At 41.4% G+C, this 25,263-nt stretch carries 28 protein-coding genes and 1 pseudogene; 25 read left to right on the forward strand and 4 right to left on the reverse strand.

Annotated elements, in window-relative coordinates; genetic code table 11:
• The first annotated feature begins 31 nt into the window (after positions 1-31).
• The 7 genes from GK047_RS06695 (at position 32) to GK047_RS06725 (ending at position 7,161) form a co-directional block, all read left to right on the forward strand.
• The gene (locus GK047_RS06695; protein ID WP_163942906.1) at positions 32-727 is read left to right on the forward strand and encodes a response regulator transcription factor; all 696 of its coding nucleotides are present in this window, start codon (positions 32-34) and stop codon (positions 725-727) included.
• Positions 720-1,817: a sensor histidine kinase gene (locus tag GK047_RS06700; RefSeq protein WP_163942909.1), complete on the forward strand. Its 1,098-nt coding sequence runs from the start codon at positions 720-722 to the stop codon at positions 1,815-1,817. The genes GK047_RS06695 and GK047_RS06700 overlap by 8 nt, the downstream gene beginning before the upstream one ends.
• A gap of 192 nt (positions 1,818-2,009) precedes the next feature.
• Positions 2,010-2,876: a carbohydrate ABC transporter permease gene (locus tag GK047_RS06705; RefSeq protein WP_163943739.1), complete on the forward strand. Its 867-nt coding sequence runs from the start codon at positions 2,010-2,012 to the stop codon at positions 2,874-2,876.
• Positions 2,877-2,932: 56 nt separating this feature from the next.
• Positions 2,933-3,766: a carbohydrate ABC transporter permease gene (locus GK047_RS06710; protein WP_481855943.1), complete on the forward strand. Its 834-nt coding sequence runs from the start codon at positions 2,933-2,935 to the stop codon at positions 3,764-3,766.
• Between the two features lie 25 nt (positions 3,767-3,791).
• On the forward strand, positions 3,792-4,958 hold the full coding sequence (locus tag GK047_RS06715; RefSeq protein WP_346010288.1) for an efflux RND transporter periplasmic adaptor subunit: 1,167 nt from the start codon (positions 3,792-3,794) through the stop codon (positions 4,956-4,958).
• 42 nt (positions 4,959-5,000) lie between these two features.
• Complete coding sequence (locus tag GK047_RS06720; protein ID WP_163942912.1) at positions 5,001-6,356, forward strand: ABC transporter substrate-binding protein; 1,356 nt, start codon at positions 5,001-5,003, stop codon at positions 6,354-6,356.
• 142 nt (positions 6,357-6,498) lie between these two features.
• Complete coding sequence (locus GK047_RS06725) at positions 6,499-7,161, forward strand: stalk domain-containing protein (protein WP_205516324.1); 663 nt, start codon at positions 6,499-6,501, stop codon at positions 7,159-7,161.
• Between the two features lie 82 nt (positions 7,162-7,243).
• On the opposite strand, the gene GK047_RS06730 is transcribed toward GK047_RS06725, so the two are convergent.
• On the reverse strand, positions 7,244-7,717 hold the full coding sequence (locus GK047_RS06730) for a MarR family winged helix-turn-helix transcriptional regulator (RefSeq protein WP_240343772.1): 474 nt from the start codon (positions 7,715-7,717) through the stop codon (positions 7,244-7,246).
• Between the two features lie 114 nt (positions 7,718-7,831).
• Here GK047_RS06730 and GK047_RS06735 point away from each other — a divergent pair, with 114 nt between their 5' ends.
• The 3 genes from GK047_RS06735 to tlp all read left to right on the forward strand — a co-directional run bounded on the left by GK047_RS06735 (position 7,832) and on the right by tlp (position 9,560).
• On the forward strand, positions 7,832-8,668 hold the full coding sequence (locus tag GK047_RS06735) for a DMT family transporter (RefSeq protein WP_163942914.1): 837 nt from the start codon (positions 7,832-7,834) through the stop codon (positions 8,666-8,668).
• 221 nt (positions 8,669-8,889) lie between these two features.
• Positions 8,890-9,168, forward strand: a complete 279-nt coding sequence (locus tag GK047_RS06740; protein WP_163942916.1) for a DUF2277 domain-containing protein — start codon at positions 8,890-8,892, stop codon at positions 9,166-9,168.
• 176 nt (positions 9,169-9,344) lie between these two features.
• On the forward strand, positions 9,345-9,560 hold the full coding sequence (gene tlp, locus GK047_RS06745; protein ID WP_163942918.1) for a small acid-soluble spore protein Tlp: 216 nt from the start codon (positions 9,345-9,347) through the stop codon (positions 9,558-9,560).
• Positions 9,561-9,662: 102 nt separating this feature from the next.
• On the opposite strand, the gene GK047_RS06750 is transcribed toward tlp, so the two are convergent.
• Entirely contained in the window at positions 9,663-10,376 is a 714-nt protein-coding gene (locus GK047_RS06750) for a 2OG-Fe(II) oxygenase (protein WP_163942920.1), read from the reverse strand.
• A gap of 445 nt (positions 10,377-10,821) precedes the next feature.
• On the opposite strand from GK047_RS06750, the gene GK047_RS06755 reads away from it, so the two are divergent.
• From GK047_RS06755 to GK047_RS06775, 5 genes are all read left to right on the forward strand, one after another.
• Positions 10,822-11,184, forward strand: coding sequence for a YmaF family protein (locus GK047_RS06755; RefSeq protein WP_163942922.1), 363 nt, complete (start codon positions 10,822-10,824; stop codon positions 11,182-11,184).
• Positions 11,185-11,366: 182 nt separating this feature from the next.
• Entirely contained in the window at positions 11,367-11,549 is a 183-nt protein-coding gene (locus GK047_RS06760) for a hypothetical protein (RefSeq protein ID WP_163942925.1), read from the forward strand.
• Positions 11,550-11,647: 98 nt separating this feature from the next.
• A complete protein-coding gene (locus tag GK047_RS06765) occupies positions 11,648-12,202 on the forward strand; it encodes a GNAT family N-acetyltransferase (protein ID WP_163942928.1) in 555 nt (184 codons plus the stop codon).
• A gap of 65 nt (positions 12,203-12,267) precedes the next feature.
• Positions 12,268-12,720, forward strand: coding sequence for a GNAT family N-acetyltransferase (locus GK047_RS06770; protein ID WP_163942931.1), 453 nt, complete (start codon positions 12,268-12,270; stop codon positions 12,718-12,720).
• 118 nt (positions 12,721-12,838) lie between these two features.
• A complete protein-coding gene (locus GK047_RS06775) occupies positions 12,839-12,997 on the forward strand; it encodes a hypothetical protein (protein WP_163942934.1) in 159 nt (52 codons plus the stop codon).
• Positions 12,998-13,113: 116 nt separating this feature from the next.
• On the opposite strand, the gene GK047_RS06780 is transcribed toward GK047_RS06775, so the two are convergent.
• Entirely contained in the window at positions 13,114-14,199 is a 1,086-nt protein-coding gene (locus GK047_RS06780; protein ID WP_163942937.1) for a helix-turn-helix domain-containing protein, read from the reverse strand.
• Positions 14,200-14,502: 303 nt separating this feature from the next.
• Between GK047_RS06780 and GK047_RS06785 the strand changes: the two genes are divergently transcribed.
• From GK047_RS06785 to GK047_RS06795, 3 genes are all read left to right on the forward strand, one after another.
• Complete coding sequence (locus GK047_RS06785; RefSeq protein WP_163942941.1) at positions 14,503-15,210, forward strand: class I SAM-dependent methyltransferase; 708 nt, start codon at positions 14,503-14,505, stop codon at positions 15,208-15,210.
• Positions 15,211-15,269: 59 nt separating this feature from the next.
• A complete protein-coding gene (locus tag GK047_RS06790) occupies positions 15,270-16,355 on the forward strand; it encodes a saccharopine dehydrogenase family protein (protein WP_163942944.1) in 1,086 nt (361 codons plus the stop codon).
• A 163-nt stretch (positions 16,356-16,518) separates the two neighbouring features.
• Complete coding sequence (locus GK047_RS06795; protein WP_240343773.1) at positions 16,519-17,157, forward strand: DUF1345 domain-containing protein; 639 nt, start codon at positions 16,519-16,521, stop codon at positions 17,155-17,157.
• Between the two features lie 673 nt (positions 17,158-17,830).
• On the opposite strand, the gene GK047_RS06800 is transcribed toward GK047_RS06795, so the two are convergent.
• Positions 17,831-18,094 (reverse strand): WYL domain-containing protein, encoded by a 264-nt coding sequence (locus tag GK047_RS06800; protein ID WP_481855932.1) that lies wholly within the window; start codon positions 18,092-18,094, stop codon positions 17,831-17,833.
• A 120-nt stretch (positions 18,095-18,214) separates the two neighbouring features.
• Here GK047_RS06800 and GK047_RS06805 point away from each other — a divergent pair.
• The 7 genes and pseudogenes from GK047_RS06805 to GK047_RS06835 all read left to right on the forward strand — a co-directional run.
• Positions 18,215-18,439, forward strand: a pseudogene (locus tag GK047_RS06805) (VOC family protein); the annotation flags it as partial.
• Between the two features lie 256 nt (positions 18,440-18,695).
• A complete protein-coding gene (locus GK047_RS06810) occupies positions 18,696-20,222 on the forward strand; it encodes an MFS transporter (protein ID WP_163942956.1) in 1,527 nt (508 codons plus the stop codon).
• 267 nt (positions 20,223-20,489) lie between these two features.
• Positions 20,490-21,668 (forward strand): phosphotransferase, encoded by a 1,179-nt coding sequence (locus tag GK047_RS06815; protein ID WP_163942959.1) that lies wholly within the window; start codon positions 20,490-20,492, stop codon positions 21,666-21,668.
• Complete coding sequence (locus GK047_RS06820; protein WP_163942962.1) at positions 21,652-22,563, forward strand: phosphotransferase; 912 nt, start codon at positions 21,652-21,654, stop codon at positions 22,561-22,563. The genes GK047_RS06815 and GK047_RS06820 overlap by 17 nt, the downstream gene beginning before the upstream one ends.
• Before the next feature lie 237 nt (positions 22,564-22,800).
• On the forward strand, positions 22,801-23,409 hold the full coding sequence (locus tag GK047_RS06825) for a CBO0543 family protein (RefSeq protein WP_205516326.1): 609 nt from the start codon (positions 22,801-22,803) through the stop codon (positions 23,407-23,409).
• A gap of 258 nt (positions 23,410-23,667) precedes the next feature.
• Entirely contained in the window at positions 23,668-23,796 is a 129-nt protein-coding gene (locus tag GK047_RS30120) for a hypothetical protein (RefSeq protein ID WP_275901635.1), read from the forward strand.
• Between the two features lie 237 nt (positions 23,797-24,033).
• Complete coding sequence (locus GK047_RS06835) at positions 24,034-24,606, forward strand: CBO0543 family protein (protein WP_205516328.1); 573 nt, start codon at positions 24,034-24,036, stop codon at positions 24,604-24,606.
• The last annotated feature ends 657 nt before the right edge of the window (positions 24,607-25,263 follow it).

Below are 25,263 nucleotides of genomic sequence, written 5' to 3' on the forward strand. Positions count from 1 at the left end.
TGAAGCTAACTTTATACAGAGGGTGGATACGATGAAGAATATCACAATTTTGATAGCTGACGATGAAGACGAGATTGCAGATCTAGTTGCCTTACATATAAATAAAGAGGGCTATCACTGCATTAAAGTAGCAGATGGGAAGGAAGCTATCCAGGCCATTCAAACGAATGCTATTGATTTAGCGATTTTAGATATCATGATGCCCAAATTGGATGGTTATGAGGTAACCAGGCAAATTAGGGAACATCATTCTATGCCGATCATTTTTTTGAGTGCCAAAACAACGGATCTTGATAAGATTGCAGGGCTTGTTAGGGGAGCCGATGATTATATGACCAAACCATTCAATCCCATGGAATTGGTTGCTCGTGTAAACGCGCAGCTAAGACGTTCTATGCAGTTGAATCAACCGACAGCAGCAAATAAGAATGTTTTGGAGGCAGGCGGTTTGGTCATTTATCAAGATCAACGCAACGTTACCCTTTATGGTGAAAACATCGAGTTAACGCCAAAGGAGTTCGATATTTTGTATCTATTAGCTAGTTACCCGAAGAAAGTCTTTAGTGCCGAAAATATTTTCCAACAGGTATGGGGGGAATCTTACTATGAAGGTGGTAATACGGTTATGGTACATATCCGCAGCTTAAGAAAAAAACTTGGGGATGATGTAAATAAAAACAAGCTGATTAAGACCGTATGGGGAGTGGGATATACATTTAATGCCTAACATGATACGAAGTTTTCGGTCGAAAATGATAATTTTATTGGGCTATAGTATGTTTTTATCCGGTATGATTACCTTTGTCCTCTATAAAGTTCTCCAGTTTTATTATCGTTTTCAGGTCAAATTTGAAAGTCCATTAGCTTATATTCGCTTGTTCATAAATAAAATCGGGGACATTAACTTTTTTTTGATTGTGTTCGTTCCACTTGCGATTTTGATTTTCTTTATACTGACCAAACCTTACGCAACTTATTTTAATGAAATTTCCAACGGCATTCATCATCTTGCCAAGGGCGATTTTAAGAGTCGCGTTTATATTTCTTCCAACGATGAGTTTGGGGATATTGCCAAAGATATTAATCTGGCTAGCGAAAAATTGCAACAGGCTGTAGGTAGAGGAGATTTTGCAGAAAGCAGCAAGGATCAATTAGTTTTAAATTTGGCCCATGATCTGCGTACGCCGCTGACTTCGGTGTTAGGCTATTTGGATTTCATCCTTAAGGACGACCAATTGACAGATGATCAAATCAAACATTATACCCGCATTGCATTTACCAAATCTCAACGACTAGAAAAGCTGATTGATGAACTATTCGAAATAACTAGAATGAACTATGGCATGGTTACGATTGATAAAAAGTCCATCGATCTTAGCGAATTGCTCATCCAATTAAATGAAGAATTATATCCTGTTTTAGAGAAAAACCAGCTAGTGGCAAGATTAAATGTGGGTCCGCATTTACATATATCTGGTGACGGAGAATTGTTAGCACGTGTCTTTGAGAATCTGCTGACCAATGCCATTCGTTATGGAAATGAGGGGCAGTTTGTAGATATTAACGGTTATCTGGATGCAGATGACGTGGTGATTCAAGTAGTCAATTATGGAGATCAGATTCCTCCTGAGCATATACCGCATCTTTTTGATATGTTTTATACTGGTGACCAAGCAAGAACGCATCAAGGGGGAAGCACAGGACTCGGCCTGTTCATTACCAAGAATATCGTGGAGCAGCATGATGGAACCGTTTCTGTGCAGAGTAGTTTGATTCAAACGTGTTTTGAAGTAAGGTTGCCACAAATCAAGCAATGAAATTACCTGAGTTCCATTTCAAGTCAATAATTTAAGAAAAATTTTATAATTAGCCTACTTCTTTTTAAACAGTTTTCCCTATCCTGAATGTAGGAAGGGCAGGGGGAAACTGTAGATGAAGAAGTGGGTTTGTTTGGCATGGGAGAAAGAAGAGAGTCAAATGGTGGCAAGTTTTCAATGATGAAAATAAACATGAAAAGCTGGGTACGCAAGGATGCTAGCGTAGCGTTGATGTTTCTCATGCCAAGTGGTATTGGATTCGCGCTGTTCTACTTGATTCCATTTGCCATGGGGGTTTTCTATTCCTTCATGAATAGTCCGGTCGACAGTCATTTCGTTGGATTGGATAATTACCGCGAACTGCTCTCGAGCGATTCCTTTCGTAAAGCGGCAGCGAATACGTTTTATTTTACCGCAATTAGTGTTCCAGTCATGCTTGTACTGTCTTTAGGTTTGGCATTATTGCTTAACCAAAATATTTACATTCGCAATTGGCTGAGGACTGCTTATGTACTCCCGCTCGTCGTTCCTGTAGCCTCTATCATTCTCATTTGGCAAATACTACTCGATTGGAACGGATCACTCAACGCATGGCTGAGCTTTTTCGGATTTAACCGGGTGGATTGGATGAAGTCAGATTCCGCTCGCATGGTTGTGATCGTCGTTTATTTGTGGAAAAACATGGGCTACAACATTATTTTGTTCTTAGCAGGGCTGCAGCAAATTCCTAAGGATTATTACGAAACCGCCCAATTAGAAGGCGCTGGACGTCTTCGACAGTTTGGCAGCATTACGCTTGTCTATTTAACCTCGACGATGTTCTTTGTCATCATCATGTCTATCATCAATTCATTTAAAGTTTTTCGAGAAACGTATTTGATTGCAGGTGCTTATCCGCATGACAGTATTTATATGCTGCAGCACTACATGAACAATATGTTCTTGTCGCTAGATATTCAGAAACTGACTGCAGCAGCGACGATGATGGCAAGTTGTATTTTCCTCATTGTTATTGTGCTTTTCGCGATTGAACGCCGTTTCCGGCAGTCTATGGAATAGGGGGGAGCCAATTGCAAATAATAGGAATCTTGCGAAAAAGTGTGTTAACAATAGTTATGAGCGCGTTTGCGGTGATGTTCATATTTCCACTCGTACTAACATTAACGAACTCACTTATGACAGAACAAGAGATAGGAATTAATTATGGTTTAATCGGAAAAATGAGTGAAGCAACGGCAGGGAATGCGAATCATTTTGTTAATCTAAAGCTGCTGCCGGATAAAGTGTCACTGGAGCAGTATGGCAAAGTATTGGTCAATAGCCCGAAATTTCTAAGCATGTTTTGGAATTCGGTATTCATGGTTGTGCCAATCATCGTAGGTCAGTGCCTAGTAGCAGCGCTGGCTGCGTACGCGTTCTCCAAGCTGCACTTCCGCGGCAGGGAAGCCTTATTTCTTGTCTATGTCTTGACGATGCTTATGCCGTTCCAAGTGACCTTAGTACCGAATTACATTATGGCCGATAAGCTTGGCCTGTTGAATAGTTCGAATGCGATTATTTTACCTGGAATTTTTGCAGCTTTCGGTGTGTTTATGCTCAGGCAGTTCATGCTGCATATTCCTTATGCCTATATCGAAGCAGCCAAAATGGATGGGGCTAGACATTTGCAAATTTTCTACAAGATTATTCTCCCTATGATCAAACCAGGACTAGCTGCACTCGTTATTCTATTATTCGTCGATTACTGGAACATGGTAGAACAGCCGATTATTTTTTTGGACGATCCCTTTAAGCAGCCGCTATCCGTTTATTTATCAAGAGTTAACCAAGGGGAGCAAGGGATTGCTTTCGCTGCATCAATGCTTTATATGACACCTATGGTGCTGTTGTTTCTGTATGCAGAAACCTATTTCATTGAAGGCATTCAACTTTCTGGCATCAAGGGGTAATTTTTACGGTTAGGAGGCAGAGAGCGTGGATTTGGGGCTAAAAGAGGAACCTAATGATCGTAGACGCAAACGAAATATTCAAATCGCTTTCAGTGTATTTATTGGAGTGTTAGTGCTGTTTACACTATTCAGCAACACGTTGCAGTCACTGACATTACCGAAAGTGAAAACGGAAAAGCTAGTAATTGGAAGTCTCGTTCATACGCTAGAAGGAAGCGGTGTACTGCGGCCACTCGCGGAAGTTAAACTTTCAAATCCTGCGGGGTGGAAGATCAAAAAGATTCTCGTTAAAGAAGGCGAGATCGTCAAGAAGGGTCAAAAACTGATCATTTATGATAGTCAAACTGCTGAAAGTGAACTGCAAGATGAAGTGGCTTCATTGGAGAAACAAAAAATTAATCTGCTTGGGATGCAAGATCGGTTCGTTCTATCAACAGCCGAAGGAGATGAGTCGAAGATTAGGAGTGCAAGTCGAGATATTGCAACGCTTAAACTAGATCTGGGCATGCAAGAACGAAAAATAAATGAACGGAGAGAGCGTCTCGTAATTCAGAAGGAATTATCTGCCCCCTTCGATGGCAGGATTACGAAATTGAATGCTGTTGAGGGATTAGCGTCTATGGGAGAACCTGATGTTCTAATCTCGAATGACAGTCGTGGTTATAGGTTCGAGTTTTTGGCTGACTCGTTGATGCTGTCTAATTTCGGGATATCGATTGCTGCAAAGATAAAGGTTGAAACGAATGCTAGGTTAGATCAACCATCCAAAATCATCGAGGGTACAATCGCTGAACTGGTTGATGCAGAGCCGCGTTTGGAGAGTTTATCTAATCAAGAGGCGAAGAAAACCGTAGCCATTGCCCAGAAACTTGTACGAGTAACTGTTGTAAGCTCAGAGCTAGAAGGAGGTGAGCAGGCATTTGTCAAACTCACGAACCGATCGCAGCAGGAGGGGAGGAGGGTTTCTAACGTGGCCATCCACCAAGATCGAGAAGGCAAGTATATCTATAAAATCGATGAGCAGAGAGGAGCATTAGGCAACGTATTTGTTGCACGAAAAGCTAGCATACAAGTGATTGAAACGAATGAGATAGAATCAATGATTCAAGTAGATAACGTCAATGAGGATGATTTAATTATTCTGGAAAGCAGTGAGCCATTACAGGATAGTAATCGAATTCGGTTGCAATAACCATACATTAATATGAGGATGGAAGAGGAGAGAAAACATAGGATGAAAAAGCAAATTTTGATTGTAGGTACTTGCATTTTGATGACGGTTACGACGGCCTGCGATGCTGTAGGCAGTAGGGAAGCAGCACTTAAGGAGACACCGAAATCCAAAGAGGGAAAGACGATTGTTACCTTATCGTTATTATCAATAGACGCGTTCTACGATGCGGCTGAGAAGAAATTCGAGGAGAAGTATCCGAACATTGACATTCAACTCAAAACATTTAAGCAGCCTGGGGAAAAATGGAATGAAGGTGATGACGAAAAATATGTAAATACGACGAATACTTCGCTGTTATCAGGAAAAGGCAATGATATTATCGAGATGAACAATATGCCAATTGCCAAATATGTAAATAAAAAATTACTCGTAAATATGAATGACTTGTTGGAACAAGACAAAACGGTGGATAAGAATAATTTATATACGAAAATTTTGGAGCCATTAAAATTGAATGGCGGCTTGTACGCGATGCCTGTATCCTATTTCCTGCGGGTATTCGTGGCAGATGAAGACATTCTTAATCAGACGAGTACAATTGTCGATGATACAAACTGGACTTGGAAGCAGTTCGAGGAAATATCGCAGAAGCTCATACAGAAGCCGGGAACGAAGGGCAAGGAACCTCGCTACGGCTTAGCGGATAACCCGCCAGAAACGATGCTTCAAGAAGTGGTGGTAGATAGTTCCACAGCATTCGTAGATTTGCCGACTCAGAAAGCGAAGTTCGATTCTCCTGCATTCGTGGATACGATGAAACAAATAAAGAAAATGTATGATGATAAAGTTGCTACAGCGAAACCGGTTGAGATCGGAAACCAGTTGTTCTATTCCACAGTTTTGTTCAACCCAGTAGATTTTGTTGATATACCGTATTATTATTTTTCAAATCCGAAGCTGATGCAGAAGCCGCATGCAGAAGGCAAAAGTGGTCAAATTACCATGTCAACCGGCTATCAACTTGGGTTGAATGCCAATTCTCCCGTTCAGAAGGAAGCTTGGCAATTCATTAGTTTCTTGTTATCAGAAGAAGCCCAATCGCTCAAACAATTTACAGGATTTTCAATGCTTAAATCAGTGAATGAAAAGAAGCTTAACGTTATTCAAGAACAATCTAATAATGGAACGTATATACTTCCTTCCGAGGAAGCAGTCAAAAAGAAAGTCAAAATACCAGATGAAGACTTTGTCTATATTAAACAACTCATCCAAAACGTAGATCGTATTGCGGGAAGAGACAATAAAGTGATGTCGATAATTGAAGAGGAATCCAAATTCTACTTTAGCGGTCAAAAGACCGCGGAAGAAGTGGCGAAGCTGATCCAGAACCGAGTGACAACTTACTTGAATGAATAAGTAATAGCAAAATAGTCCCACCCTTTGGCGGTTATGCTGCGTAGCCTCGAAGGGTGGTTTTATTCGAAATGAGCGTTAATGTGTGTTGTTGATTCATATTCGTTTTAATAATGAAAAGAAAATAGGAGGGGCGGTTACCAGCTTGAGAAAAGCACTTGTTGGTTCGATAATTTGCGTGCTCGTTTTGATAGGCATTGTTGCATACGGTTCAAGAGCTACTATTGATTTTCTTTCTTCTGGAAATTTCATCATTAATGGAAAATTCAACGAGAATCCGATCATTAACTATAACGGGAACGTATATGTTCCTATACGCTTTATAGCCGAAAACATGGCTGCGAACATTACATACGAGGCCGGCAAAACAATAAGTATTGAACAGACCAGTGTACGGTTTGATGAATTGGTTTCTGCGCCTGTTCCTTATGTAGCCTATGTAAGAAATTTTAAAGACGGGAGAACGTGGCTGCAAGACATTCCATTGCTCCAAGGAAACTCTTGTTGGTCAAGTTGTTACCACGCGCCTAAACCTTTATCAAAATTTTTAGCAGAGAACGAATATCCTCCAGTGATCGTAAAGCCTGGATCTACCCTAATTATTAAATATCCCCAAGGTATGGAGCCTAAACAGCTAGACGTCTTAATGGGAGCAAGTTTAGTTGATAGGGAAGAAGATTATAAAGAAATAAAACTGGATAAAGGTCGGCTATTTTTACCGGAAAATCCAGGGGAATATAATATTTTGATGAACGCCATCTGGGACCATGGAGATACTTCTTACATATTTGCGGTAACTATATTATAGCTGGAACACAATTGTTAGCTCAAAAGTAGCCCTGCTGGTGTGAATATGAAAGTGTAACAAAGCGGGATTCATAAGGAAAGGATTACTCTAATCTCACTTTCATATTTTGAAGTACCCGATACAGGGATTGCATTTCTTCCAAACCCATTGCGGAAATAAAATGTTCTTGAATTCCCTTGGCATATATCGGCCAAGCTCGTAACAACTCTCTTTTGCCTTCGCGGGTTAGTTTAGCGTAGGCACCGCGCCGATCCGCATCGCTCCGTTCTCGGACAAGCAATCCTTGTTTTTCGAGACGATCCACTAGACGAGTAAGCCCACTTCGACTTAATACGACTTTGTTCCCCAATTCATGCATCCTTAATCGTTTATCAGGTGCTTCAAACAATGCAATCAACACATCGTAGGAAGTCAAGGGAACTTTCTTTTCAGAGGCTAAGTTCTGTTCGATTTTTTCAATTATAAGAGCATGTGTTTTGATAAATAATCGCCAAGTGGCTAGTTCGAGCTCTGTAAGCTTCTCCATTGTATCACCGCTAACTTCAGTCTTTACCAACAACTATATCTCAAAGTAATTGACTGTGCAATTATCTCGTGATATTGTATAGTCAATTGTTGCGTAATCAACAATTGACTATACAACAAGAATGGTGAAAGGAGAGAGGAGCAGTTGGGCATCATATACGGGCTAACAGCCGCCCTATGCTTTGGATTGTCTGATTTCATGGTTACTCAAGCGACAAGAAAAATTCAAACCTTGCCTGCCTTGGTCTGGATTCAGTTGTTTGCTTCCATCATGATGGGTTCTTTTATTTGGATTCAGAGTCCTCAAATTAGTGGGAATGCATTTACATGGGGAGCAGTCATTGTCATCAGCCTCGTCAACTTTTTTGGCACTTTGTTCTTGTATCGGGCCTTTGAAAAAGGGACGCTGTCTATCGTCTCGCCGATTGCATCCGGATTCGCCGTCGTAACTGCAGCCCTTGCCATTTTTTTTGGAGAAGTCCTTCCCACTTGGACATTAGTAGGCGTTTTTTTGTTGATAACAGGGGTAATTACGGTTTCCCGTACTGGAGGTAGGGGACATCAAACAACATTAGCAGGGATACCCGAAGCGATAAGTGCATCCGTTTGTATGGGTGCCTATTTCTGGGCGGTCGGTTATCTTACACCCTCTCTAGGTGCATTTCTTCCCGTTTTAATAACTAGAATCGTGCAGTTACTCTGCGCATTAAGTTTTGTACGTATTCGGCGAATCCAACTTTCCAAACTTTCCTTTTCCACTGGAATGATTTTAATTTTGGCAGCTCTATTGGATTCAGGAGCACTTATTTCCTTTAATCTTGGCCAATCTCTATCCTATACGACGAGTACAACGGCCCTCGCTTCATTGTACAGTTTGATTACCATTCTTCTGGCGTGGATTTTCTTTAAAGAACGACTATCAAAGGCACAGTGGACGGGAATTGCTATCGTACTTCTCGGGGTTATTGCGGTAAGCATGTAATCTGAAGCATGCATTCTAGGATCAACACGGTTAATATGACAGAATTATTCCTTTTTGGCGCACTTGGATCAGCGATGGGGAGTGTCGCGTGGAGTACGATGGTTGGATTGCTCATCTGGCAGCAACACGGTGACTAAAGGATCATGGCCCTGACTAGGCTAGTCAGGGAAGGTCGGCATGTAGTAAAATTGATAAAATAACTCAATTCAAAGGAGAAAACAATGTGCCGTAGTATTAAGACTTTATTCAACTTCGACCCTTTGGCAACTGATGATGAGATTCAAGCAGCCTCGCTTCAGTTCGTGCGAAAGCTCTCAGGATTCAACGAGCCTTCTAAGGCGAACGAGGAGGCGTTTCAACGTGCCGTTACAGAGGTTGCCGAGGTTGCACGTCATTTGTTGAACTCGTTGGTGACAAATGCAGAGCCTCGCAATCGCGAAGTTGAAATCGAACGTGCTCGTTCTAAGGCAGCGAAAAGATTCGGAACTGCTGTTGATTAATCCGATATAATTAGGCCTAAACAAGAACTAGAGCTTAGATATAAGGTTGGGTCACAAACATTAGCCGAAAAAGCCCATTCAAGGGCTTTTTTCTATGACAAAATTGTGATTTTGCATAACTTTATGTGAATTAGGTCATCATAAGAACTTAATCATGAAAGATAGGAGGGATTAATTTGTCTAAACCAGATAATCGTGCGGATAACGCGGAGCACTTGCAATCACATATCGACCACACGCAAGCTAATTTGCAGGAAGCAGAAGATTACCTAGATGAGCATGCAAGTGAGATTTCATCTGTTGAGAAGGAAAGAATTGAAGCAAAAAACGAAAATCGTAAAAATAGCATAGAAGCTTTCGTTGCAGAAAAAATCGATGAAGAGCAACATTAATCGCATTTCGATCTAAGCTTGAGGAAACATACGGCTACTTCCGATTTAGGGAGTAGCTGTTTTTCATTTATTCAGGATAAAAGAGCCTATATCTGCTAAATCCTATGTGGCATCATGGAAAATGATACCTAGACTGTATCTTGTTCCAGATTTGACCGTGCTAACCCCATGCCGGAGCATGGACTTATAATAGCCGCGCGTTCCCAAAACAGGTCGGTGATTCGTTGGGAAAATAAGCCCCTCGCCTTGTTCTAGTGTGATGACGTGACCTCTGCTTTGCGCCCGCGGCCTCTGCTCCACCAATAGAAATTCCCCACCCGTGTAATCTTCTTCTTTCTGATTCAAGGCGAATACAACTTGGAACGGGAAGAATACCTTCCCATACAAATCCTGATGCAGACAGTTGTACCCTCCGACCTCGTATTTCAAAATCAAAGGGGTTGAGCGTTTCTGGTTCTCATTGTGACATTGATCCAAAAAATCCGTAAGCGTACCCGGGTAAGTAGTATCTTGGTTCAATTGTTCAAGCCAACGATTAGCTGTTCTTGCAAGCTCCAGATAAAACTGTTCGCGCAATTGTTGCAGCAAATGAGGGAGAGGAGCATCGTAATATTTATACTCTCCGATTCCAAACCGATATCTAGCCATGTCAACGGTGTTGCGGAAAAGACATTCGACCTCATAGGTGTCGATAATTTGATTGCACTGCTTTTTATTCAATAAAGAGGGGATTTTCGCAAATCCATGCTTATCTAAAGACTTTTGCAACGAATCCCAATCTAGTCCAGAGATAAGATTGACGATAGGTTTAATCATGTTATAGGTCTCCTTGAAGGGGGATTCCAACGCGTTTGGGCTGCATTAATTTGTTTTCATATGCATACTTCCCCGGTAGCCGCTGTACATATTCCATGCCCCATTCGTAAACTAAGCCCAATAAATTAGTGCATCCTTTTTTGATTCTCATTTTGAAATGACTCCCTCCTTTTTTTGGTGTTACTAATTGATGCTAGCGTGTAGACGTACGGATGAGGATCAGAAAGGAACACGGCCATTTGTTCACCTATGTGAAGAGTATACCCCCAAAAGCGATCGATTGTACGCAATTCCGAATAAAACAGCAAGATCACGAAATGGAGATGATGCAAGTCTGTTCTATTAAAAACTTATCATTTGGACTGTGACAGTTGCCTAACACTTATGTATGTTTGACTTAATAGGATGTTGTGATGTCAGATAATCATAAGGAGGCATGTTACCGATGCAAAAGAAAAAAACGCTAATAAAGAAAAAAACAACATCTACTAAACAGATACAACGGCACGTTCATGAGTTTGAAGGTAGTACGAAACTGGCTGAAGAAGGCGCAGATCGACATAACCATCGCTTCGCAGGTGTTACAGGTCAAGCGATTCGGTTAGGAAAAAGCCATGTACATGAAATTGATCTCACGAATACGGATTTCTTGAACCATTTTCATAATCTGAAAAAAATTAGAACGGGACCGGCTATTCAAGTTGGAAAGGGCAAACACGTCCACTTTGTTACAGGCCAAACAACTTTAAATGATGGTCATGTACACCAATTTAATTTCGCAACTTTGGTTCAAGCACCTCTTGTTTAATGAACATATTTTGTATAAGAATAAAACGCGAACCTTAAAGTTTGCGTTTTATTTATGTTATCCTTGTGATTCCATCAATGAATCATTTATTTGTAAGGGATAATCAAGTAAAATAATGTATGACATGCCAATTAAATGCCTGATACTTTTCAGATGTATTTGATTAAGGGGAGTGCTTTATCATGCAAGAAGAATGGGAATATGACGACCAAACAGAGCTATTTAATGCGGCTAAAAAAACCCGTAGGATCGTGCTGCTCTATATGTTGATACTATTCTGTTGCTTGCTCATCCTGTTAGGCGGTCTATGGTACTTAATAAGCGATTTTTTTTCAAGCGCATGTGGTGCTGCAGATTGTGATTAAATACTAGTTTACTCTCCTTGTTTTATTACTAACGGGCAATAATTAATCTTATCCATCGCCTTTCTACACAATAGGGTCTGGTTAATCGGAGGATGAATATGAATATCCTTATCAGGGAGCTGTTGGCCGGCGATCAGGCCAGTTCGATAGATTTTGATAGTAGCTTTACCGTTGATTCCGAACTTGTCCTTTCCATAGAAGGTCAGCAAGTCAGTTATACGGTGAAAAAGATACCTAGCAATATGAAATGTTACTCTGATGAACAATTTGAAGAGGCCTCTGACGTAGATTTCTCAGCATACATCGATAACCCAGATCAAATCATTTATTTGGCGTTTGCGGGTAATCAAGCAGTGGGTGAAATCATTTTGAAAAGAAACTGGAATAAATATGCCTACGTGGAAGACATCAAAGTAGACAAATCATACAGAAGATATGGCGTTGGCCGAAAACTAATCGATCAGGCTGAACGCTGGGCCAAGGCTGGTGGAATGCCAGGAATCATGTTGGAAACGCAAAACAACAACGTCAGCGCATGCAAATTTTACGAAAGCTGTGGTTTTGTTATAGGTGGGTTTGATTTTCATGTATATCAAGGTTTGGATAAACAAAGCAATGAAATCGCGATATTCTGGTATCTGATGTTTGAATAGCTTGGTGTTAAGTGGAAGAAATTACATAAAACATAAAATATTATTTTGACAAGGGGATATTAAGCATGAACATACGAGAGTTAAACACAGATGAAAGGCCCCCAATGGAATTACTATTAGTAGCGGATCCTTCTCAGAAGCTTGTTGAAGAATATGTTACAAGAGGACAATGTTTTGTCGCTCAAGAGAGTGACAGGATTATAGGTGTCTATATTTTTTTACGAACAAGACCCGAGACAATTGAGTTAGTCAATATAGCCATTGATGAAAATCACCAAGGCAAAGGGATAGGGAAACAGTTGGTGAACCATGCAATTCAAACCGCAAAGCGGCTTGGTTTCAAAACAATTGAGATCGGAACTGGAAATTCAAGTGTAGGACAACTTGCTCTTTATCAAAAATGTGGGTTCAGAATAACTGGAGTCGATAGGGATTTTTTTCTTAGGCATTACAGTGAGGAGATATTTGAAAATGGGATTCAAGTTGTGGATATGATACGCCTATCGCAAGATCTGTAATCACCTTAGTGGATTATCTTGGGAATAAGGGAGATTAAATTGATGACTAATAATTTGATTCAAATTTGAGGGAAGAACCTTTTTGTAGAAGTTTTAGGCGAAGAAAGTCTGCCAGCGGATGTATGCGTCCATCCAATCCAGAATTACTACTGTTAATAAACCGTCCTTACTGATCAAAGGGGAATACGATCCAATAACGTGTGATGTGAAAATTGAAGAACCTGAGCGCTATGCAGATGTTGTGACGCAATTTATTTATAGTAGTCAAGTGATTTGAGTAAAAAGATTAGGCTAAAAAAGGAGGAGTCTGCTTCATGCAGCTCCTCTTTTGCTTTTTGAACAAGTGGGAAGCACGAGAGGGGGGCCTGCTTTATTCTCTCATGCAATAGCGATTTACTTGTCCCGATGTACACTGAACCGTGAGAATAAATGCCAATTAAGCTCTCTTCGGCTTGTGACGCCAGTTTTAATAAAAATTGATTTCAGATGATCCTGCACCGTGTAGGCAGAAATATGGAGCGAGTGAGCAATTTCTTTGGTGGACAGTCCTCTTACGATATGCGCGAGAATCTGCTTTTCACGGTCCGATAACCCATAGGCTTCCGAGATGAGAGGCAGCATATCCGACGGTTTGGCAGGCTCGAACCAGACTATTAGGTGAACCGTAGTGGAAGTACCACTAAGTCGACTGGCTCGAATCGTCAGGTAAGGCCCCTCCGGAATCCGAATACACACCTTGGCCAGAGAGGCAAGCTCAACTGCGGTCGACGTAACCGACAATGCACGGGAACAGACTGCTCGAACCGGTCTTGGAAGCGTAGGGAAGTCAATACATTCCCACTTTTGCAACAAGGATAGCCATTGATCTGCGACTACATTGGAAGAAAGTATTGTAAGTTGGTCGGAGAGGATCAGTATGCCTGGTTCTTCCTCCATACCGATGGATTCCTCAAAAGGTAATGCCAAACTTCGTTTACGTAAATTGAATGCAATTACTTGGACAAGAGAAGAAATAAATTCACGCTCATCCTCACGGAATAAAGGCTGTGTATGAGAGCGAAATAACGTCAAATACCCCCAACACGCCCCTTGATACATGATAGCCGCCCGCAGTTCATCTCCGAATCCCGCAGGGAGAAGCACATTTCGATAGCGAGCGCTTCGCTCTAAATGGCCTGCAGTAGCTCCATGTAATGTTGCTACAGGGTCATCGGCCTTCACCAATAAATCGTATGCGTTGAAATCCTCGCGTAAGTACTCATTTTCGAACAGGCTGTGATGAATAGCCTCGATGCCTTCTTCCGTGACAGCACCAGTGGAAAGAAGGGTCTGTGGATCCACAGCCGTAAAGCAGGCTCCATCAAATGGCACAGCCTCGCGCAAGTGTTTGATTAGTGCTGCTCTGTACTCTCGTGATGTGACAGCGCTCTTCCCTAGTACAGACATTTTTTTTTTGACGGCTTCCATCTGTGCATTCATATTCGCTCGGTCTCCTGATGGTTCATTTCTGTAGGTAGGATAGAATCCCATATTTGTGGGATCGTATTTTCATTCTTCATCCGTATAATTGAGAATAATTCTTATTGTAAGTTTACAGGATTCGAAAGGAGTTGGAAAGAGTAGCAACGGTCTTTAACTCGTCTTTCATTTCAATCAAGAATGGTTTTTTTACTCATTACTAGTAAAATCACCGGATGAACCAATGTGCTCTGAAGTTGCTCGGGTAAGGTGGAAACAAACGATAGATTCACAAGCATATGATTGTGAAAGGGAGTTATGAGAATGAGAGATACGAATACCCCTATGAGTTGGGAACAAGATGTATACCGATATGAAGAAACGATTGCTTTGAAAATACCGGGCTATCACAATCTTTACGATATGACAAATCGTCTGATGGCTGTGCTGTTGAACCGTGCTGATGCGCCTGCCAACCTGCTCGTTATTGGCGCGGGGGGAGGACAGGAACTACTTACACTTGGCAGCAGACACGACGCTTGGTCGTTCACAGGTATTGATCCGTCTGCGCGCATGTTGGAAATAGCCAAGCTGCGGGTAGAGAGGGCAGGGCTTAAACAGCAGGTTACGTTCGTTCAGGGAACGATTGAACAGCTTTCACAGGAGTTACTTTTTGATGGCGCTACCTGTTTGTTGGTGCTTCATTTTGTAAAAGGACTTTCGCAAAAAAGGGAGTTACTCCTACATATAGCTCAGCGCTTAAAGTCTGGAGCTCCTATTTTCCTGGCCTCGATCAACGGAAACCCAAATACAACTGCTTTTGCTGCACAAATGGAAGCTTGGAAAAGCCACATGTTGGATAACGGCATCTCGCTTCAGGAATGGGAGCGTTTCGCGGCTTCCATTGGCTGCGAAACCGATCCTGAACCTGCCTCCGTAATAAAAGAGCTGTTAGCGGAGGCGGGCTTCCTGGAAACAACGCGTTATTTCGGCTCCTATTTAATCGACGCATGGTGTGCAGTCAAAGGGTAGTGGATATCGGCAGCTTGGAAAAACGAAATAAACTAAAGTAGTAAAAAGGAGTGAGCCCGTTGAAAAACAAAATACTTGTAGTGGGCGGATATGGACATGTAGGACAAACAATCTGCAAAGAATTGGGCGACAAATATCCTGGACACGTATATGCAGCTGGAAGAAATCTGGAACGTGCCGAACAGTTTAGCAGGGAAACTGACGGTAAAGTGAAATCCATGCAATTGGATATCCGAAAAGCTGTAAACACAGACGTTCTAGATCAAGTCAAACTCGTCATTATGTGCCTGGATCAGACAGACACCGCCTTCGTCCGGTCTTGCTTCCAGCACGGAACACATTATATGGATGTTTCGGCGAGCGGTCCGTTTCTGGATCAAGTGGAAAAATGGCATACGGAAGCAAATGGGAACCTCGCAACCGCTGTTCTTAGTGTGGGGCTTTCGCCAGGATTGACAAATTTGCTGGCGCTCCAGGCGCAACAGCTGTTGGACCAAGTTCATGTCATTGAACTATCTATTATGCTTGGACTGGGGGACCAGCACGGAAAAGCTGCCATTGAATGGACGATTGATAACTTGAGCGCCAGCTTCCAAGTCACTGAGAACAACCGCAAGGTGATCGTTGACAGCTTCACAGACGGTAAAATCGTGGATTTCGGTGCAGATTTGGGACATAAAAAAGCATACAGGTATCCTTTTTCAGATCAACAAACGCTTGCTCGCACACTCCGTGTGCCATCTGTTTCTACACGACTATGTTTTGACTCGACTGTGGCAACCTCATTCATAGCCGGTCTACGGACAACAGGAGCGTTCCGAATATTAAAAGCGAACTGGGCGCGAAAGCTTGCGGTTCGCAGCTTCAGCAGACTTCACTTCGGCGTAGATAAATTCGCCGTGAAAATCGATGCAAGAGGAGAAAAAGGGGGCAGGAACACAACGGTAGCATGCTTGCTGCAAGGAAAAGACCAATCCAAGATAACCGGAAAGGTCGCTGTAACAGTAGCAGATGCTCTTTATCAGAAAGCGTTCCCACATGGCGTGTATCATATTGAGCAGTTATTTGATTTAGCAAGTATGCAGGATTGGTTGTGGAAGGAAGCTTCTGTCGAAATATGGAAAGATGGTAGCGTAATCACTTGATAAAAAAACATACATCATTCTCATGAATGATGTATGTTTTTTCCTAGAAACGTTAATTCTAATTGATTGTGGGAGGTTAAATAAATAAGCTTGACGGAATGTCAAGTTCCTGATGGCTCCACTGTTTATTCGATGGTTTAGGAACTTAGAGAGGAGAACGTACATGGAGAAATCGAGTCCTCCTAATGTAAGAGTGCCACGATTTTCTTTTTTATTTGCTATATTAGCAATTGGAACGTTACTTAGTGTGTTGTCAGAAAATCTCACATTGGGTCCGAGATGGTCGATTTTAATTGTGGCTATTGTATTGCTTATTCCTATGATTGTTACAATCTTTAAAGGACATCATAGATGGACTCGACTAATTTCTTTATCAATTATTAGTGTATTGACGCTAGGGTTGATTAGTAGTGTTTTATTTCTCATTCACTCTTTATTTACACACATAGCTAGTGCTGCTGGATTATTCCAAGATGCAGGGTTACTTTGGAGTGCGAATATACTTGTTTTTGCTGTTTGGTATTGGGAAGTAGATCAAGGTGGACCTTTACGGAGGCATTGCAAAAAAACGGAAGATACTGACTTTTTATTCCCTCAAAAGGTCTCGGAGTCCCCACAATGGGTGAATTGGTCTCCTTCGTTTTTAGATTATTTTTTCCTCGCTTTTAACACCAATACCGCATTTAGCCCTACAGATACTATGGTTTTATCGAAAAGAGCTAAATGCTTAATTATGATGCAATCTTCGATTTCTCTTCTTATTGTAGTCGTACTAGCTGCTCGTGCTATTAACATTGCTTGAAGTACTACCGATTATAAAAAAGTTAAGCGTTTCTTCTAAATTTGTAAGAATAGCATTCATCTCGAGAGGAACCTTCAGTAGTATAAATTTAATTTAAGTAACAAAGCTTGCGAAAGCTCAGTCGAAAATTAGTAAATATGAAAAGAATCTTAAAACATTAGATACATCAGAAAAGAAAATTCAAGCTAAGTTAAAAGCGCTAAAATAGGATACGAATGCAATCGGAGCTCTCTTCACATGTTTCAAATGAATCTGGTAAAGGTAGATGCAAGCATTTATTTCAGATATTAACGATAGTCTCGATGGAAGCTTTGTTGTAATGCTGCTAGATGCTAATAATAAAGCCGGTGCTCCAAAGCGTATTTATAACTTTTAAAGCAAAAGCTGAGTTAATCGGGCTTTTGCTTTTTTTGTCGGATCATTGGGTAGCTCCGTATTAGTGCCAAAACGGCGGTGAAAGAATCGTCAGAAAGAGAGAGCCTTTATGTCTCTCTACTGCTTGAGGAACCTTCACGGGAAAGGTTTGAACGGCCGATTTCAGAAATGAAAGCGGTGGGGAAGCCCTCCTGTTGTTTGGAGGTAGAAACTATAGTGAAGGTGCATGCTAATTGTTAGCTTCTCTTTTATCTCTTGAGCCAAGTAGGAAATCTCAACAAGCTGTCATTTCAACAGGCTAAACGTATTTATCCATGATTTCAGAAAGCAGTCGCTTCATATCATTCACTAGTTCAGGCGGCTTAGTTACCATTGCCTCATTTCCCAAGCCAATAATAAACTTTGCCAAAAAAGGAATGTCACTCCTCGGAACGTTACCTTCAAGCCAACCAGTGGCGTCCTTGCGAATATGCAGTTTGGGCGCTTGCCATAGTTCAGCCTCACACCTTTGAGCTCCTTCTTTGGTCAGTTCCACGTATAGACTGACATCATCCTGCTCCACCTGATTGAAAGATTCCCTGTTTTCAAGGTGAACATGCCGAAGATCCAAGGGCGGCGACTGGGAAGTATCATAAACCGCGGAGTGAATTCTGTCGCATCGGAACACACGAAAATCAGCGCTATGCTTTCAGATACTTTCCCAGGTCAAATCCCTCAGGAGGGAGATCAAATTACGATTTGTATTACAACGGATGAAAAAGATAGAGCAACACAAGTTTACGAAGCTTTGCAGCAAGGTGGTCAAGTAAAAAAGGCGATGCAAGAAACTTATTTTAGCCCAGCTTACGGTTTGGTTACTGATAAGTTCGGTGTTACCTTTCAAATTCACACCAAAAAGCAACGTTAAAAATGTTTGAAGGTCTCATAGCTTATCATGGAATGAGTTAGATATAATAGCTATTTAGGCTGCCGAAGTATTCGGCAGCCTTGTTGTGTTAACGAACAGTTTAACTTCATGCTACTTAATTGACATAAGTTCGTAAGTTACTTCTCTAGACTGAGAACATTTAAATCCTGCGTCTGACCAATGAATCGCTTTATTGCTCTATACTTGAGTTGAGAAAGAGGTATTGTGTAAATTCAAATGAAGATGAGGTGCATTTGTGAAACAGCAAGGTAATAACAAGAAGCTAGTTTTAATTGGATTGTTGCTCGGTCTGGTTTTCTCGGAACTGGATCAAACAGTTGTATCGACGGCGCTGCCAACCATCATTCGTGATCTGCACGGCTTGTCGCTTTATGGTTGGGTAGCAGGAATTTACATGCTCTCGATTACGATGTTTATGCCGATTTTCGGTAAATTGGCGGACATTTACGGACGTAAGAAAATTTATTTGACATGTGTGGCACTTTTTATGATCGGATCTATTGTCTGCGGGCTGGCGGATTCGATGAAAATGCTGCTTATTGGAAGAGGTATTCAAGGAATTGGGGCTGGTGGTCTTATGCCTTTAGGCATGATCATTATCGGAGATACGTTTCCGCTGGAACAGCGAGCAAAAGTTCAAAGCCTGATCGGTCCATTATTAATACTGCCGCAGTTACTCGGCCCAACAGTAGGAGGGTATTTTGTCAGTCATGTGAGTTGGCATTGGATCTTTCTGATCAATATTCCTGTAGGACTCATCGCTGCCTTTATCGTATCCAAGGGCTTGCGTGAATCGATCAATTTCGAGAAGAAATCCATTGATTGGGCAGGGGCTTTTACACTGGTTATTGCCATGCTCTCGCTTCTTCTGGTGCCGGTACTGATTGACATTAAAGGCTATACGTGGTCATCACCAGTTATCATTGGGTTATTAGCTTTGTTTTTAGCGCTAATTGCGCTCTTTATCCGAATCGAGTCGAAGGCAAAAGAACCGATCATTCCACTAGTGCTTTTCAAGAATCGATCAGTTGTCGTTTTATCTTGCATCGTTTTTCTAACGATGTTGGGCATTATGGGAGGTATGTCAGGATTTCCATTTTTCGCTCAGATAGTTATGGGGATGACACCAACCGCGTCCGGCTACTTAACGCTAGCCTTTATGGCAGGCGCTATTCCGGCGAGTGTTCTTTGCGGAAATCTAATTACAAAGATCGCTTACAAGTACCTTTTCATCGTATCGTTTGTCTTTCCTATCCTAAGCTATGTGTTGCTGTCACAAATAAATGTGGATACATCCGTCGTATATATTATCGTAGGATTTTTTATACTTGGGCTTGGAATTGGTGTTCTATTTGGGGGAGACAATCTGATCGTACAAGAATCCGTTGAGAAGGAGCATAGTGGAGTCGCGGTGGCTACAGTGCAGTTGTTCCAGTCCATAGGAACTACTTTGGGATTCAGTATTTTCGGAAGTCTGCTTTCCAGAAATATTTCGAGCGGTTTAACCGGATTGTCCGATCAATTCCCAGCAGGAACCGAAGAAATAATCATAAATGGTGGCATCCCACAGGGGCTGTCTGCAGAGCTATTGCTTCGGATCAAGGTTGTATTTGCAGAGGCATTCCAACATATTTTCACCATCGGCATCATCTTCGCTATTGTGGCATTCGTTGCTTGTTGGTTCATGAAAAAAGAATTGCTTACGAGCAAAGAAGAAGTTCTTTCGAATCCAGCACACGTTAATGTCAGCTCGAATTCGTAATAGCAAGTAATTTTATAAGAACTGTAATGAACGTATCCGCCCAATCTAGGGCGGTTTTTCTGCTTTGGGTACCTCATGTTCTTTAGACACAAATTATTTTGATAAGGTGAACCGTATTACAAATAACGGCATATTTTTTTTAATTCGATCATATTATGATTTTTTTGCCCAATTTGCCGTTCATTTATCTCCCTTTGCAGTGAGTTTACATAAACTTAATAGTACTTACCGCACCACATTTGTTGATGAACGAGGAGGTGGTTAATCATGGACCGTCCAAGGCTGAAGCGAAGGTTTAGTTCGATTGTGCGGCAATATGGTTTGCGTTATCACAAGATATATTCTTGTCGTTCTCTTTATAAAAAAGCAGCCGCTTACCAGGTCTTTACTAATAAAGGTAAGTTATTTTTAAAACCCTTTAATGGTCCCAAAGCTCGCCTTGATCGCGTTTATTCCCAAATCGTGTGGTTAAAAAAGCATCATTTCCAAAACATGCCTCAGTGGTTTAAAACGAGCAAAGGTAAGCACTATGTAAAAAATAACGGCCGGCTTTATTATGTTTCGGAGTGGATACAAGGTTCTCAATTGGGCGGAAACGAGCAAGATTATGAAAGGATCGGTGAAATACTAGCACAGCTTCATCTTATTTCGCGGCGGTCGCCATCTGTGTCGCCTTCTTTCTCGATGAAGGAAATCAACCGCTTCCACCACCAGCATCAGATGTTTCTACGCCATTTACCTACGATACGAAAGAAAAGACAAGGGATTGGCAACTGGTTCAGGGAGCAGGGGGATCAGTGCGTAAGACTAGCCGAAGAGGCGTGGAACACATTACTGCAGTCAGACGTTCAACGGGTTATTCGTATGGAAAAACCATCACTCATACACGGTGATGTGACCCATCCGAACATCATCGTAAGCTCAGAAAGTATTTATTTGCTAGACTGGGAATTTACAAGACGTGGTTCGGCATATTATGAAGTCGCCAAAACGTTGAACAATATTACAAATTTTTCGGTGCCGAATATCAATGCGCTTCTTGTCGGTTACGAAAAGCGACATCCGTTAAAACCGGAAGAACGTCTGATCTTAGCCTCCTTTTTTCGTTTGCCACGGGAAGTATGGATTGCCGCCCGTCAAATCCGATTTGGCATAAAAGCACCCAATTTCAAAAGGTTGAAAGATTCCTGGCCTAACCGATTGGAAGCGATTCAATGGATGGATCTGTGGGCAAGAGAGCAACCACAGGAACCACAGGAATCGCAGGAACCACAGGAGCTGCAGGAGACACAGGAACCGCAGGAGCCGTGTACTGCTCCTGTTCTAAACGAAGAGGAGAACGGCGTTGTCGATACTCCGCCTGCTCTTAACGAGGCGGAAGTCAGTATTGTCAACACTACTCCGACTCCAATCGAGGAGGGGATTGGCTTTGCCGATAATCAATGACATTGAGGAAGCCTATCCTGTAACGATCAGAAAAAGCAAGAAAATTCGCGACGTATACCGTTTGGTAACAATGAAAGGGCGTATGCTTTGCAGCAAAAGTTACGACATCCCTGAGCCAGAGGTGCATTTTATCGCACGGGTGATGATTCATCTTGCCGAAACAGGATTTCCGTACGGTCCCCGAATCATCTCAACCAAGACCCAAGCTCTATGGGCGACGAGAAAAGAAAAACCGTATATGATCACCAACTGGGTATGGGGAAGGTCACCGGACTTTAAAGAACGGTCAGAGTGGAAAAAAGCAATTCGAACGTTGGCTAAATTCCATCGTCATGCAGAAGGCATCACATTAGATGATATACCTGCGGGGAGGGATCGTTACGCGACTTTGCAAAACACGATTGAACATTATCGCATCAATATAAGTGAACATCAAGGAATTGGGGATATAAGTACATTCATTTCCCTCTGCGATCAGGCGATTCACTATCTCAACCAACCGAAGAGCATAGAAGCGATCAATTATGAAGCATCCGTGCGTGCATTTGTACACGGAGACTATAATTACCCTAATCTGGTTATGGATCGGAAGGATTCTATCCATCTTATTGATTTTGAGAACACTTCACTACAGGCAAGAATGGCGGACCTTGCACATGTTTTGCATCGTAATTGTTCCTGGAACGGTGAAGAAATGGTGCGATGGGTCGAGTATTACGATCGTAAAAGGCCGTTAAGTAGCGAAGATAGACATTTGTTATTTGCGCTGCTGCACGTCCCTTATCCGCTCGTTCGAACGATTCGACTAAACAAAAACGATAGTATAATAAAAAACACAATGCCTCAGAATACAATAATCGATAAATATGTCAATGCGCTGAAGATAATGATATGATTCGATCCGACAAAGAAGGGGCCTTAGGAGGTTCCTTCTGAAACTCGCCGATACAAACATTGCGGTGAACCCTATTACTAATAGTTGTAATTAAATCTTTGGCAATTTGCTATTAAAGTAAGATCTGATTGAATGATTTACAATAAGCTGGACAAACTAACCTCGAATTAATTGGCTTTGGAGCAAAGTTAATCCATCGGGGAAGGGATGTTAGTAAAGTTGACCATCCAAGAAGGAATGAACCAGTTAGAACAAGCTCATCAGAAAGTAACGGAAGCAAACGCATTAATTAATGAGGCAATAATGAATACATTTCTTTTTACGTGGAGATGGTGGCTAGGTATCGCCTTGTTCATTGTTCCTTGGATCGTTTGGATTATTTTTAGAAAAAAAGAAAGCACAGATAGATTACTTTATGCAGGATTGTCATCTATTCTCTTGGGTCTGATTATCGAGATGTTTGCCCTATCAATGGGAATGTGGTCGTATCCAGTTAAATTTATTCCAAATGCTGGGCTCGCCTTCCTCCCGTATCATTTTTCTACGCTCCCAGTAGGGGTTATGTTTACTCTCCAGTGGATGCCCAAAATTAATGCAGTATTGAAGGGGATTTTATTGGGTATTGTTTGCGCGTATGGAATTGAGCCTTTCTTTGCTAAATCAGGTTTTTATAATCCGAAAAATTGGTATTACTTCTATGATGTTTTTATTTATTTTTTTATCTACATGGTAGCGAATTGGTTAAGTAGTAGGAACTATTTTGATCAATTAAAATCGAAGGAAAAAGTCGAGCACAACGAGGAGCTCAATTTTCATTTTTTAAATAAAAAACAAAAAGCTAAATAACAATTAAACGAGGGCAAGCCAGAAACGAAAAATGATCAATTCGTACGTTCAATAAAGAAGGGCTGCCGATTGGCAGCCCTTTTTTTGCGAAAGGAGGTAATACCTGGCTGATTGTACAAACTATAATATGAGGAGTAACATGTTTGTCCTCGACATGTTTCCTGTCGTAATTCCGAATTTTTTCATCCAAGGTGCTATAGCAAACACGAACAAACCATCAACGAATAAACTCACAAAGAGTGGGCCGCTATGCTTCCAATGGAGAACGAAAACCACAAAGCGCTTGCCATCATCGATTCTGGCACACCGCTGCGAATCGATGTAAGTGTAGAACCAACCAGGAGGCTACCAGATCTTCATGACATAGATGAAAACCTAATTCCGTGATGAGTACGTGGCCCAGTTGCTCATCGATCTAAAGGAAACTTTCCATGGCATCGTTCAGGCGCCCTAACATGCTGTCGGCAAATGGCTGAATCGATAGTTTGAATTTATTGTTGGATTTTTTTCTTCTAATTAGGGGGAAGTTAAGCGGGAAATAATGAAATGTGCAGAAGGAGCTGTGACATAACCGTGAACCTCGAAGAGGCTTTGAAACAGGTAGAAAACGCGAGTAACCAAATCGTGAAAGCAAACCAGACAATAACAGACATCATTATGAATACTTATTTATTCACTTGGCGTTGGTGGCTTGGAGTTTCTATGCTAATCATTCCTTGGGTGATATGGGTAATATTTCGGAAGAAAGAAAGCTCGTCTCGATTCATACATGCTGCTTTTATTCTCATTATTATGACTCTTTTCCTTGACCTTATTGGCGTTTTAAATGGATATTGGGTATACCCAATTAAAATCTTTCCCCCAGCCATCGTGTTTTTCCCCTTTCAGATATCGGTGTTACCTGTGTTATTAATGTTCTTTCTTCAAATTAAACCTACGATTAGCCCTTATATAAAAGCTTTAATTTTTGGTTTTATATTGGCATATATTTGTATGCCGATTATGAAAACTCTTCATTTTTATAAACCCATACATTGGAAGTATACATACTCTTTTATCATTCTGATTGTTATTTATTTAGTGGCCCATTGGTTCGGTCGAGCAAGTAATTTCGAAGAAATTAATAAAGGGAATGAACAGGTTAAAATGATCAAAAGTGAAAGTTTGAGAATTTTCCGGAGAAGTAAAGCGAGATAATAACATATAAGAGACCATGTAACCTCGCTGTTCTAGATAATCAATTATCTGGCTGACTCCCTTAAATTGACGAAATGATGCTTGAATGGGAAAATTATGAATAGGATAAAATCAAATGCGAAGGTTGTTCGATCCTTTATTGAGGCATTTTGGAATCATAGCGAACGATCGAAAGTTTGATTGCATCCAGCAAAAAAAACGGAGGATATGAAGGGCTAAGCAAATGATACATTCAGCACATGCAAACATTGGTGTTCACAATACTTGTTTTGTAAAAATGGCTGCCGGATACCGGTAGCCATTTTTATGTGCGCCCAGCATGGGCGCTATCTCTAGGGTTCAAGTCCCGAATGGTGAGGGAGTAGTAACCATTAGCTTGGGGAAATCTTCTTGAAGCGCTAAAGCGTGTCGAAGTAAATAAAGGAAGCCATGCAACCAATATTGGAAATCCAATGGACTGAGGAGTTTAACAGCTAGATACAACTCTTTACGGAATATGTCATGAACCACGCCGTATACCGAACAGTACGCACGGTGGTGTGAGAAGACAGGGGCTAACCGCCCCTCTTACTCGATTGTTTAGTTGTGTGCAAAGCTCAAAACTCCTGCATCTTGATAGGTAGCTTCTCGTTATTAAAAAGATACCGAATAAAAATA

This window comes from Paenibacillus sp. SYP-B3998, assembly GCF_010820665.1.
Lineage (GTDB): Bacteria > Bacillota > Bacilli > Paenibacillales > NBRC-103111 > Paenibacillus_E.

Coding starts and splice junctions, on each gene's coding strand:
- GK047_RS06755 (WP_163942922.1), top strand. CDS start 10,822: ATGCAAAAGAAAAAAACGCTAATAAAGAAAAAAACAACATCTACTAAA.
- GK047_RS06760 (WP_163942925.1), top strand. CDS start 11,367: ATGCAAGAAGAATGGGAATATGACGACCAAACAGAGCTATTTAATGCG.
- GK047_RS06780 (WP_163942937.1), bottom strand. CDS start 14,199: ATGAATGCACAGATGGAAGCCGTCAAAAAAAAAATGTCTGTACTAGGG.
- GK047_RS06825 (WP_205516326.1), top strand. CDS start 22,801: ATGAACCAGTTAGAACAAGCTCATCAGAAAGTAACGGAAGCAAACGCA.
- GK047_RS06720 (WP_163942912.1), top strand. CDS start 5,001: ATGAAAAAGCAAATTTTGATTGTAGGTACTTGCATTTTGATGACGGTT.
- GK047_RS06775 (WP_163942934.1), top strand. CDS start 12,839: ATGTATGCGTCCATCCAATCCAGAATTACTACTGTTAATAAACCGTCC.
- GK047_RS06700 (WP_163942909.1), top strand. CDS start 720: ATGCCTAACATGATACGAAGTTTTCGGTCGAAAATGATAATTTTATTG.
- GK047_RS06695 (WP_163942906.1), top strand. CDS start 32: ATGAAGAATATCACAATTTTGATAGCTGACGATGAAGACGAGATTGCA.
- GK047_RS06750 (WP_163942920.1), bottom strand. CDS start 10,376: ATGATTAAACCTATCGTCAATCTTATCTCTGGACTAGATTGGGATTCG.
- GK047_RS06705 (WP_163943739.1), top strand. CDS start 2,010: ATGAAAAGCTGGGTACGCAAGGATGCTAGCGTAGCGTTGATGTTTCTC.
- GK047_RS06785 (WP_163942941.1), top strand. CDS start 14,503: ATGAGAGATACGAATACCCCTATGAGTTGGGAACAAGATGTATACCGA.
- GK047_RS06765 (WP_163942928.1), top strand. CDS start 11,648: ATGAATATCCTTATCAGGGAGCTGTTGGCCGGCGATCAGGCCAGTTCG.
- GK047_RS06710 (WP_481855943.1), top strand. CDS start 2,933: ATGAGCGCGTTTGCGGTGATGTTCATATTTCCACTCGTACTAACATTA.
- GK047_RS06795 (WP_240343773.1), top strand. CDS start 16,519: ATGGAGAAATCGAGTCCTCCTAATGTAAGAGTGCCACGATTTTCTTTT.
- GK047_RS06770 (WP_163942931.1), top strand. CDS start 12,268: ATGAACATACGAGAGTTAAACACAGATGAAAGGCCCCCAATGGAATTA.
- GK047_RS06740 (WP_163942916.1), top strand. CDS start 8,890: ATGTGCCGTAGTATTAAGACTTTATTCAACTTCGACCCTTTGGCAACT.
- GK047_RS06815 (WP_163942959.1), top strand. CDS start 20,490: ATGGACCGTCCAAGGCTGAAGCGAAGGTTTAGTTCGATTGTGCGGCAA.
- GK047_RS30120 (WP_275901635.1), top strand. CDS start 23,668: ATGGAGAACGAAAACCACAAAGCGCTTGCCATCATCGATTCTGGCACA.